We start from the raw sequence: 10,552 nt of genomic DNA on the forward strand, positions 1-10,552 counted from the left end.
ACCTGCCCCACCGTGCGGTCCTTGATGCGTTCCGCTGATGTACCGGTCACAGCCGTTTCGTCCGACAAAGCAATACCTCCACATGAGCGCCGCGGACACGCCAAACCGGCAGTCTTCGCAGCGTTTTCAGTGCTCATAGTCTAGCCAGAGGGGCATGGCGCCGTGACGGCAGCAGGCAACGGCGTCAACCGGTGCCCGCTGGAATCCGGCTCACAGGATGGGAACCGCAGTTCCCGGCATCGCCCAGATCCCAGCGCTGATACCTTCGGCGTGCAGGCTAACACCATCGACGCCGGTTTGCCCCGCAGGTGTCGATGTCACCGTTCCGGATTGGTGCAGTGGCGCGGCAAGCAACGCGTTCAGTTGGGCGCCGCTGAGAACGGAAGGGTCCAGGTGCACCTGCGCAGCGGCGCGTGCGGTGAACACCAGCACTGAAGACTCTGACGTTTCCCGAACCAACACCATCGCGTCACCCTCGGCATGCAGCCAGCGCACTCCACCCTCCGTCAATGCCGGCAGTTCCTTGCGGAGCCGGGACAGGCGTGAGTAAACGGATCGCAGGTCCTTGACCACGCGATGATTACCCGCACGGTCACTCTGATCCCATGGCATCGGCGTCCGGGAGTCCTCGCCGTTGTATCCTTCGAAGCCGAATTCGTCGCCGGCAAACATCACCGGAACTCCCGGCAGGCAAAAGGTGAGCACAGCGCCCACTTCAGGGCCGCCGTCGATCATGACAGTGGCTGCCCTGGCAGTGTCGTGTGTGTTGAGGGCGTTCATATTGTTTTGTCGCACACCCCAGCTAAATCCCGAGGCGAGGTCTTGATGCGTCGCGAGGAAGTCCTCGGCCGAGATCCTGTGGGGGCCGGACTGTGGCGATCCGAAGAAGTTCACGTTAGGAGCGTCTTTCGCGAGCCAGGACCATAGCGGACGGGTGAGGTTGGAGTAGGACATGGCGCCCTGCCAGTGTTCCCCGGTGACATCCGGGGCGGCATCGGACGTGGACTCGGCCAACAGGGCAGCGTCGGGGTTGACCTCCCGCACCCGCTCCGCGATGAGCCGGGCAACCTCATGGTTGAGATCTACAGATCCCAGGCGGCCCGTCATGTTTCCGACGTCGATCCTCCATCCGTCCAGGTTGAACGGCGGCTTCAGCCAGCGGGCCACCACCGAATCCTCATCCGCCACGAAGCGGCGGCGGAGTTCTTCCGAGGCCCAGTTGAATTTGGGCAGGGATGGCACACCCCACCAGGACTCGTAGCTCAGGTGGTCGTCGCTGAAGTAGTAGTACCCGGCCTCCTCCGAGCCGGGGTCAGCGAGCGCCTTGACGAACCACTCGTGGGCGTCGCCCGAGTGGTTTGCGGTGAGGTCCCCCATAACGCGGATGCCACGCGCATGCGCCGCCTCCACCAGGTCAACCAACGATTGGTCTCCGCCCAGGAGCGGATCCACGCAGTCAAAGGTGGACGCGTCGTAGCGGTGGTTGGACCGTGCAGGGAAGAACGGCGTCAGGTAAAGGACGTCAACGCCCAATGCCTGGAGATGGTCGAGTTTGCATGTGATCCCCGGCAGGTCTCCCCCATATAACTGTGTGGACGCTTCCTCCCCCGTTCCCTTCACCGGCACGTCCCAGGCACAGGCGACGGCCCAGTCTGGAGTGGGGTGGTTGTCCGCTTGGGCGGAGCGGGCAAAGCGGTCCGGGAATACTTGGTACATAGTGCCCTTGTGCAGCCACTCCGGCGCGGGGGCAAAAGTGGTCAGCCTGAAGTCGGCAGCGTCGGAAACATCCCGGCCGAACAGGCCTTGGGCGTTGAGGTGCCAGTAGCGACGGCCCACGGTGCTGCTGCTGGCCGCAGCCGGGCCGGCGGCTTCGTCGCGCGTTTCAGTGACCTCCAGCAGGAAGCGGTACTTGGCCACGGGGTTGGCTGCCAGCATCGCCGCTTCCCACCACTCCCAACCATCGGCTGAGCCCAACCGGATGGCGGCGTCGTAGCGGGGCTCGCCGTCCTGGACGGAACGGACCCACACTTTCGACGCCGGACCCCACCCCTGAGGGACGCGGACGCGGAGCCGGACGGTATCGCCAAGGGAAACGGGCATAGGTGCGGTGTTGGTGACGAAGAGACCCGAGCTGTCGTGGTGCGGAAGGGCGATCGGCATGGTCAGCCTTTCACTGAGCCGGCGGTGAGGCCGCTGACGATGTACTTCTGCAGGAAAAGGAACAGTGCCATGACCGGGATCGCGGCGATCACGGCGCCGGCGGCGAAGACGCCCCAGTTCTCGGAACGCTGCTGCGCCACGTAGGAGTAAAGTCCGACGGCGAGTGTTTGGCTGTCGGGATCGGTCAGCACTACGCTGGCGATCACGAATTCGCTGGAGATCCCGATAAACGCCAGCAGCCCCACCACCGCGAGGATGGGAGTCACCAGGCGCAGGATGATGCCGAAGAAGATTTGCACATGGCTGGCGCCATCGATCTTGGCAGCTTCGTCCAATGACTGCGGGACCGTGTTGAAGAACCCATACATCAGGTAGGTGTTCACACCCAGCGCACCGCCGAGGTACACCATGATCAGGCCCAGCTGACTGCCCAGCCCCAGCGCGGGGATCACCTGGGAGATGCCGCTCAGGAGGAGGAAGATCGCGACGACGGCCAGCAGTTGCGGGAACATCTGCAGCAGGAGAAGGGTCAACAGCCCTATCCGGCGGCCCTTGAAACGCATACGGGAGAACGCGTAGGCGGCCATGGCACCGAGGAAAACGGTAGCGGCGGAGGTGACGGTTCCTACAACCAGGGTGTTCACGAACCACCGTCCGAAGGGCCTGGTGGGGTCGCTGAAGAGAGCCACGAAGTTACCGGTATCGAATCTGGTGAACAGCCCGTTGGAACCTACCAGGGTGCCGTTGGAATCCAGGGCCGCGGACAGCACATAGAGGAGCGGGAACACGGCGAAGACGGTGGTGACGACGCCCACCAGATGCCGCCAGCCTTTGTCTTTGAACCAGACCCCGAACGGACGGCGTGTGGGAGTCAACGGCGAGGTGCCGCCGTCGAACGCTGTTTCCTTGCTGGCGGCGAGTGTGCGTACGCTCATCAGTTCACGTCCTCGAGTGCTTTGGTCTGTTTGAAGCTGATGGCCGAGATGGTGGCCACGATGATGAAGATGATGATCGCGAGCGCGCTGGCAAGGCCGTAGTCCCGTCCGGTTCCTTGGCCGAACGCCACTTTGTAGACCAGGGTGATCAGGATGTCGGTGGATCCGATGTCCCGGTCCGTGTCCGCGAATCGCGGTCCACCGCCTGTCAGCATGTAGATGACGTTGAAGTTGTTGAAGTTGAACGCGAAGGACGAGATCAGCAGGGGCGCTACGGACACCAGTAGCAACGGCAGTTTGATGGACCGGAACACCCGCCAGGCAGAGGCACCATCCATGCGTGCGGCCTCGTCGATTTCAGAGGGCAATGACTGCAGGGCACCTGTGCAGACCAGGAACATGTACGGGAATCCCAGCCATACGTTCACCACCAGCACGCTGATCTTGGCCAGGACGGGGTCCGTCAACCAGCCGATGTTGGCGCCGCCCAACAGTGTTTGGTTCAGCCAGCCGAACTCGGGGTTGAGGATGCCGGACCACACCAGGCCGGACAGGAAGGCCGGGAACGCATAGGGCAGGATCATGAGGATCCGGTAGGCCTTCTTGCCGCGAAGGTCCTCCCGGTTGAAGGTTATGGCCAGGAAGAGTCCCATCACGAACGTCAACGCGACGGAGGCGATGGAGAAGGTGAAGGTCCAGAGAATCACTCCCAGGAGCGGTCCACGGAGGCTGGGGTCTGTGAAGGCGCGGACGAAGTTGTCCATGCCGACATCGATCTTCCAGCCGGTTGCCAGGGTCTCGCCGTTGGCGTCGGCGAAGGCGCCCTTGCCGTTGTCGCGGTATTCCTTGCCGGTCTCCGTGTCCGTGAACGTGTCCTTGGAGGCGTCATAGTTGAGCGCCGGCTTGAATTGGTAGGCCGTACTACCGTCCGCAGTGCGGAGCGTTCCATCTGCGGGGTTATCGGACACTGGAACAGTGATCTTGAGAATCTCCTGCTGGTTGGCCACGATCTCCTGGAACGTCAGCGTCTGGTAGCCCGGCAGGGAGGTGGCCTTGCCGGTGGAGTCTTTGCCGGCGTCCGGAACCTCGGTGAGGGGCTGCCCGGTGCTGCCCACCTGGGCCTTCCCGTCCGGATCGGTGAACAACAAGGAGAACCCGTCGTCCTTGGTGAGGACCGCCGCCTTGTACGCCGGGGAATCCGGGACCCGCTGCTGGGCCGTCAGTTGGATGGCCGAAATGGCATCCTCTTTGGTGCTGTTGTGTCCGTCGCCGTAGTTGGTGAAGGCGATATAACCGCTGAACACCACCACCAGAACCTGGAAGACCAGCAGGAACAGCACCCCGGGAGCCAGATACTTGGCCGGGAGCCCTCCTTTGCGGAGATAGATCCAGTTGATGGCCAGGACCACCAGCCCCGATACTGCCAGCGCCGCCCACGACTGGCTGAGGAAAAGCATCATCAGGACGTACACCGCGAAGGCGTCAACAAGTCCCAGCAGGACCACCTTCAGGAGGGTGCCCTTGACGGAGTCCGGGTGGCGTAGGGGCTTTGTTGGGCGCGCCGGATTGGCTGGACGGGTGCCGCTCGGGAGGGTGCCGTTGCTGGAAGACCCAGCCGGGGTCGGCTTGCCTTGGGTAGCGGGCAGGTCGCGGACATCTGGTTTTGGCATTGTGGGTCCTTGGGTGAAGCGGTAGGCGGCAGGCAGGACCGGGCGGTGGGGTGCCGCCCGGTCCGGGGCAGACCGGTGGAGTCAGCCGGTCGCGGTGTTAGCCGCCGATCTTGGACTTGATGCTGGCGGCCATCTTGGTCCACGCCTCGGCGGGATCGCCTTGGCCCTTGATGATGGCGAGCTCAGTAGCTCCCCAGTCAGCCCAGACCGCACTCATTTCCGGAATGGCGGGCATGGGAATGCCGGTGGAGCCGATCTTGCCGAAGGCCTCAACAACGGGATCGCTGGCGGCCTTGTCGAACGACGCCTTGAGGGCCGGGGGACGTCCGCCTGCCGCGTACATGGAGTCCTGGGCCGACTCGGACGTGAGGTAGTTGGTGACGAACTCATTGGTGGCCAGCGCGTTGGCGCTCTTGGCGCTGATGAAGAAGCCGTTGACGCCGATGAACGGCTGGGCAGGCTCGCCGCCCGCGGTGGGCAGCTCATCGACGGCGAACTTGATGCCCTTCTTCTGGACATCCGGAACGTTCCACGGTCCTGTCAGGAAGTAAGGGGATTCACCGGCCAGGAACTTCTCCTTGGCAATGTCTGCCGTGATGTTGGAGTTGATGATCTTCTCACCGGCATCGCCCCAGGCGGCCAGCTTCTTGGCGAATTCGACGCCGGCAGCGTCGCCAATGAGGAGCTGCTTGGCGTCGTAATCTCCGTCGGCGTTCTTGCCAAAGACCTGTGAGCCCATGGAGGACTGCAGAGGGTACAGGTGGTATGGATCGCCCTGTTTCGGGTCCATGCCCGCCAGGAACGGGAAAGTGGCTTTGCCTTCTGCCACGGCCTTCTTGCCGTTGGCCACTACCTCGTCCAGCGTGGACGCCTTGCTGTCCACGATGCTGGTGTTGCGCAGCAGTGCGATGTTCTCGATGGCGTACGGAACGCCGTAGACGGCCCCGTTGTACGTCATCGCTTTGATGGAAGAGTCCTGGAACTGGCCGGCCTTGTCACCCAACTCCACGGGTGCGATCACACCGTTTTGGACAAACTTCCCAATCCAGTCGTGAGGTCCAACAATCAAGTCCGGGCCCTGGCCGGTGGGTACCTGGGTGATGAAGTCGTCACGTACGGCTGCGAAATCCTTGACCACCAGCTTCACTTCCACGCCGGTATCGGACTTGAACTTCTCAGTGATGTCCTTCAGTGCCGGGGAGCGCTCAGCATCCACCCACATGGTGATGACGCCCGCACCCGCAGCCTTGAGATCCTGTTTTGAAGCTTCTGCGCTCGGCGCTGTGGAGGCGCTTCCACCGCAGGCACTCAGTGCCAGAGCTGCGGCCACGGAGAGCGCCCCGGTGGCGAAAACACGCCGGGTGGTTTGAGCCGCGAGGGTATTGTGCACCTTCATTGGTGTCCCTTTCGTTCTTTTTTTCGTCGACGGCGAGGGCTGTGAACCCACTACAACGCCGGTGATATGGCTCACAACTGCAAGCGCTTCCACACACTACAGGGCTGTATGCGTATTTGAAAAGCCCAACCCCCCTCGGTGTTGCAAAGACAGCATCCTTAGGACTGGAAACGTTTACACTTTTGAGATTTCTCTTCTACGATGTGTTCATGTCCGTTGATTCATTGCTCTCGGTTGCGACCCATGAGCCCACTGCAGCTTTTACGCAGCTGACCCCGATCCACGATGCCTCCACAGCCCACGGTTGGTGGCGTTCCGCTGTGATTTACCAGATCTATCCGCGCTCGTTCCGGGACCTCAACGGCGACGGCGTAGGAGACTTGGCGGGCATCTCCGCTGAGCTCCCGCAGTTGGCGTCGTTGGGCGTCGACGCCGTGTGGTTGTCTCCGTTCTACCGCTCACCCCAGCGGGACGCGGGTTATGACGTCAGCGACTACTGCAACGTCGATCCCCTGTTCGGCACCTTGGCAGATTTCGACGCCCTCATCGCCGAAGCCAACAGGCTCAACCTGCGCGTCATCGCGGACCTCGTCCCCAACCACTGCTCCGACCAGCACGTCGCCTTCCAAGCAGCACTTACTGCCGGTGCCGGCAGCGTGGAGCGGGACATGTTCATCTTCCGCGACGGCCAAGGACACGACGGCAGCGAGCCGCCCAACAACTGGCAGTCGCATTTCGGCGGTCCTGCGTGGACGCGTATCACCGAGCCGAACGGTCAGCCCGGTCAATGGTTCCTGCACCTCTTCGATTCCTCGCAGCCGGACTTCAACTGGGACAACCCGGCCGTCCACGCTGAATTCGAACGCGTCCTCCGATTCTGGCTGGACCGCGGCATTTCCGGCTTCCGGGTGGACGTAGCCCACGCGCTGGTCAAGGCAGCCGGCCTGCCCAACTGGGGCGGCCGCGCCGATGGCAACAGCTCCGATGGTTTCCCCGGCCAGGACGCTCCGATGTTCGGCCAGCCTGCCCTCCACGACATCTACCGCCGCTGGCGTAGCATCCTGGAAGAGTACGGCCCGGACCGCATCCTCTGCGCAGAAGCCAATGTGGATCCGCTCCCCCGGCTGGCGCAATGGGTCCGCCCCGATGAAATGCACCAGGCCTTCAACTTCCCGTACCTGCACGCCGGCCTGGACGTACACCGCCTGCGCCACATCATCACCGACTCGTTGGTGTCCCTGGACGCCGTGGGCGCCCCCAGCACGTGGGTACTGTCCAACCATGATGTTGTCCGGCACGTTTCACGCTTCGGGTACGACGGGCCTGGTCCCCGCGACGGAGACGGCATCGGCCCCGACGACGCGCAGCCCAACGAAGAACTCGGACGACGCCGGGCTGCCGCGGCTACCATGTTCATGCTCGGCCTCCCGGGTGGCGCATACCTCTACCAAGGCGAAGAACTGGGGCTGCCCGATTCCTCCAGCATTCCCGGCAGCATGCGCCAGGATCCCACCTTCGCCCGCACAGGCGGAGCCCGGATCGGCCGCGACGGTTGCCGCGTGCCGCTCCCTTGGCGTTCGTCCGAACCCCACTCCGGGTTCGGTAGCGGCATGGACCCCTGGTTGCCGCAGCCCGACTCTTGGCCCACGCTGGCGAGGGACCTGCAGGAGGCCGATCCGGCGTCGCACCTTAACCTGTACCGGGCCATGCTCGCCGAACGCGCCATGCTCCGGCTCGGGCAAGGTTCCCTGTCCTGGGTCGAGGACTACTGCACCGGGTCCTCGCTGGCGTACCTGAATGGCAACACCCTGGTCATCATGAACGTAGGCTCCGATCCCATGCCAATTCCGGCCGGAGGCACCATCCTCCGCAGCGCCCCTGCATCGGGCGCAGATCAACCCGGCACTGATCAACTAGGCTCAGGGGAGACAATCTGGCTGACAGTCAGCTGATTTTTAACCTAGGAGCGGCATGACGGGCATCAAGGACGTGGCCGAGCGAGCAGGGCTGTCCGTTGCCACCGTGTCACGGGCGCTCAGCGGCAAGGGCAATGTATCGCCTACCAGTCGGGAGCGTGCCCGCGCCGCTGCGTCAGAGCTGGGCTTCGTGCTGTCCTATCACGCCTCCAGTTTGGCCTCCGGGCGCACGCACAACGTTGGCCTGGTGGTGCCTTCGGTCCACCGCTGGTTCTTCTCAGCGGTGATCGAGGGCGCATCGGCCGCGCTGCTTGAAGCCGGGTACGACCTCACCCTGTACAACATCGGGGAAAACCCCGAGCACCGGCGCAGCGTCTTCAACGACTTCCTGTTGCGCAAGCGGGTGGACGCGGTGATCGCGGTATCGCTGGAACTGAGCGAAGCCGAAATCCAGCAGCTCCACGCCATGCACCGCCCGATCGTCGGAATTGGCGGGCCTTTACCCGGAGCATCAACCATCAGGATCGACGACTCCGCGATCGCGCGAAAGGCCACCAACCACTTGCTCGGCCTGGGGCATACCAAGATCGCGCACATCACCGGCAATGAGGCCTACGACCAGGACTTCCATCTTCCAGGAACGCGACGGAGCGGATTCGAAGAAGCAATGAACGACGCCGGCTGTCCCGTCAGGCCCGAATGGATCGTTTCCGCGGACTTCACCATCGAAGGCGCTTACGCTGCGGCACGGCAGCTGCTGGCCAGTGCACCGGACAGGCCAACCGCCGTCTTCGCCGCCTCCGATGAAATGGCCATCGGCACCATCCTCGCGGCCCGGGATTTCGGGCTCCGCATTCCGGATGACCTTTCCGTCATGGGGATCGACGGCCATGACTTGGGCAATGTCCTGGGCCTGACCACCATCGACCAGGACGCCAAAGGCCAAGGAGCGCTGGCCGTCCGCACACTATTGGGTGCCATCACCAAGGGCCTCGTCCTGGAACCCGGCGATACCGAACACCCCACCCAACTGGTGGTGCGTTCCAGTACCGCAGTGCCCAGAGCAGGTACGTTCTAGCAGACCCTTGCTGCGCTCCCCAAGTTGCGTGTTAAGACAGCCGACGTTCCATGGTGAGCTCAAGCTTGGAGGTGTCCTGCGGATAAGGCCTACTGGCACCTGTGGTCTCGAAACCGTGACGCCGGTAGAACGCCAGGGCCCTTGAGTTGTCCTGGTGCACCCCGAGCTGGATGCTCCCGGCAGCGAGTTCTTCCGAGGCGGCTTTGCACGCCTCGTTGAGAAGTTCGTCGGCAAGTCCCAGCCCCCGATGCCCGGGTGCCACGTAGACGCTGAGCAGCATGGCCTGCAGCGGCTTCTCTGTGCTCTGGGGTTCCTTGACCACCACACGCATCAATCCGCAGAATGAGCTGCCGTCCTGGCCCGCATCGGCAACCAACGTCAAGCTGCTGTCCCCGGACATGGAAGCCGCACGTTCCTGCCACTGGGTTTCGGTTTGCCGGCGGGCTGCCTCCAGGCTCTCCACGTAAGCCATAGGTGTGTCTTTGAGCATCTCCAGACGGACCTCACGCAGCAAACGCCAATCACTGGGTTGAAGCCGGCGGACCCTAGGCAATGGCTCCACCCATGAACCTTACGTAGCATGCCAGCACACGAGGCCAGCCCTCGGCGTACGATGCCCTGGACGCTGCGGGATCCTCGGCGCCTTCCCACCCGTCGTGGATAAGGCGCACCTCCGTACCCTCATCCACGGTGCCAAAAACAACCCGGATCTCGGTGGACCACAACGGCGTTCCAGCGGGGTACCAGCTGGCGTGGAAGGACAGCGGGGGCTGCCAATCATCAATAGTGCCCCACACCGAAGTACGGCCGTCCTCGGCCGTTTCAAGAATCAGGTTCTCTTCGAACTCAACATGGGACCCCGCACCAAACACGCTTTCCTGCTCCAGCGGCCACCACAGGTGCGGATGATCAGTGAATCCCTGGAAAGCGTGCGAAACATTCGTGGGCACCACAACAGTGAAGATGAGCGGCTGCAGTGCATCGCCTGCCTGCTGGGACGGTTCGGGTTCAGAGGCTGGGTGGCTGAAGAGGTTTTCCATGACCATTAACTCTACCGGTGGGTCGGGGTTTTATAGGGGTGGTTAAAGGGGAAGAGCCCCGACCTGTGGTCGGGGCTCTTGCCTAATGGTTGTCCGGCGGTGTCCTACTCTCCCACACCCTCCCGGGTGCAGTACCATCGGCGCTGTGGGTCTTAGCTTCCGGGTTCGGAATGGGACCGGGCGTTTCCCCCACGCTATGACCGCCGTAACTTTGTTACCCGTCCCGGCCCCCTGTTTTGGTGGGGGTGGGTGGGAAATCTTTTGGTTACAACTGTGGTGTTGTTATTTTGTTGTGTTGGTTCCTGGAACGGTGTTGTTGTTCGGGAACCACATAGTGGACGCGTGCAGTGTGTTGTG

The 10,552-nt window shown here is 62.9% G+C and carries 8 protein-coding genes and 1 rRNA gene; 2 read left to right on the plus strand and 7 right to left on the minus strand.

Annotation, left to right across the window (positions count from 1 at the left end; genetic code table 11):
* Positions 1-210: 210 nt before the first annotated feature.
* From ABIE35_RS05285 to ABIE35_RS05300, 4 genes are all read right to left on the minus strand, one after another.
* Complete coding sequence (locus tag ABIE35_RS05285; RefSeq protein WP_354512988.1) at positions 211-2,160, minus strand: glycoside hydrolase family 13 protein; 1,950 nt, start codon at positions 2,158-2,160, stop codon at positions 211-213.
* Positions 2,161-2,162: 2 nt separating this feature from the next.
* Positions 2,163-3,095 carry a sugar ABC transporter permease gene (locus ABIE35_RS05290; protein ID WP_354512990.1) on the minus strand — a complete coding sequence of 311 codons (933 nt, stop codon included), beginning with the start codon at positions 3,093-3,095 and terminating at the stop codon, positions 2,163-2,165.
* Positions 3,095-4,765 carry an ABC transporter permease subunit gene (locus ABIE35_RS05295; RefSeq protein ID WP_354512992.1) on the minus strand — a complete coding sequence of 557 codons (1,671 nt, stop codon included), beginning with the start codon at positions 4,763-4,765 and terminating at the stop codon, positions 3,095-3,097. The genes ABIE35_RS05290 and ABIE35_RS05295 overlap by 1 nt, the downstream gene beginning before the upstream one ends.
* 97 nt (positions 4,766-4,862) lie before the next feature.
* On the minus strand, positions 4,863-6,161 hold the full coding sequence (locus ABIE35_RS05300; protein ID WP_354512994.1) for a sugar ABC transporter substrate-binding protein: 1,299 nt from the start codon (positions 6,159-6,161) through the stop codon (positions 4,863-4,865).
* Between the two features lie 209 nt (positions 6,162-6,370).
* Between ABIE35_RS05300 and ABIE35_RS05305 the strand changes: the two genes are divergently transcribed.
* Positions 6,371-8,113, plus strand: a complete 1,743-nt coding sequence (locus ABIE35_RS05305) for a glycoside hydrolase family 13 protein (protein WP_354512996.1) — start codon at positions 6,371-6,373, stop codon at positions 8,111-8,113.
* A 19-nt stretch (positions 8,114-8,132) separates the two neighbouring features.
* Positions 8,133-9,155, plus strand: a complete 1,023-nt coding sequence (locus tag ABIE35_RS05310) for a LacI family DNA-binding transcriptional regulator (protein WP_354512998.1) — start codon at positions 8,133-8,135, stop codon at positions 9,153-9,155.
* Between the two features lie 31 nt (positions 9,156-9,186).
* Here the strand turns inward: ABIE35_RS05310 and ABIE35_RS05315 are convergent, their stop codons facing one another.
* The 3 genes from ABIE35_RS05315 to rrf all read right to left on the minus strand — a co-directional run bounded on the left by ABIE35_RS05315 (position 9,187) and on the right by rrf (position 10,403).
* The gene (locus tag ABIE35_RS05315; protein WP_354513000.1) at positions 9,187-9,717 is read right to left on the minus strand and encodes a GNAT family N-acetyltransferase; all 531 of its coding nucleotides are present in this window, start codon (positions 9,715-9,717) and stop codon (positions 9,187-9,189) included.
* On the minus strand, positions 9,701-10,195 hold the full coding sequence (locus tag ABIE35_RS05320; protein WP_354513002.1) for an SRPBCC domain-containing protein: 495 nt from the start codon (positions 10,193-10,195) through the stop codon (positions 9,701-9,703). The genes ABIE35_RS05315 and ABIE35_RS05320 overlap by 17 nt, the downstream gene beginning before the upstream one ends.
* Before the next feature lie 91 nt (positions 10,196-10,286).
* Positions 10,287-10,403, minus strand: a 5S ribosomal RNA gene (gene rrf / locus ABIE35_RS05325).
* Between the last annotated feature and the right edge of the window lie 149 nt (positions 10,404-10,552).

Origin of the sequence: Paenarthrobacter sp. 4246, from assembly GCF_040546855.1 — a bacterium.
Classification (GTDB): Bacteria; Actinomycetota; Actinomycetes; order Actinomycetales; family Micrococcaceae; genus Arthrobacter.

Coding starts and splice junctions, on each gene's coding strand:
- ABIE35_RS05295 (WP_354512992.1), bottom strand. CDS start 4,765: ATGCCAAAACCAGATGTCCGCGACCTGCCCGCTACCCAAGGCAAGCCG.
- ABIE35_RS05320 (WP_354513002.1), bottom strand. CDS start 10,195: ATGGAAAACCTCTTCAGCCACCCAGCCTCTGAACCCGAACCGTCCCAG.
- ABIE35_RS05305 (WP_354512996.1), top strand. CDS start 6,371: ATGTCCGTTGATTCATTGCTCTCGGTTGCGACCCATGAGCCCACTGCA.
- ABIE35_RS05310 (WP_354512998.1), top strand. CDS start 8,133: ATGACGGGCATCAAGGACGTGGCCGAGCGAGCAGGGCTGTCCGTTGCC.
- ABIE35_RS05300 (WP_354512994.1), bottom strand. CDS start 6,161: ATGAAGGTGCACAATACCCTCGCGGCTCAAACCACCCGGCGTGTTTTC.
- ABIE35_RS05285 (WP_354512988.1), bottom strand. CDS start 2,160: ATGCCGATCGCCCTTCCGCACCACGACAGCTCGGGTCTCTTCGTCACC.
- ABIE35_RS05290 (WP_354512990.1), bottom strand. CDS start 3,095: ATGAGCGTACGCACACTCGCCGCCAGCAAGGAAACAGCGTTCGACGGC.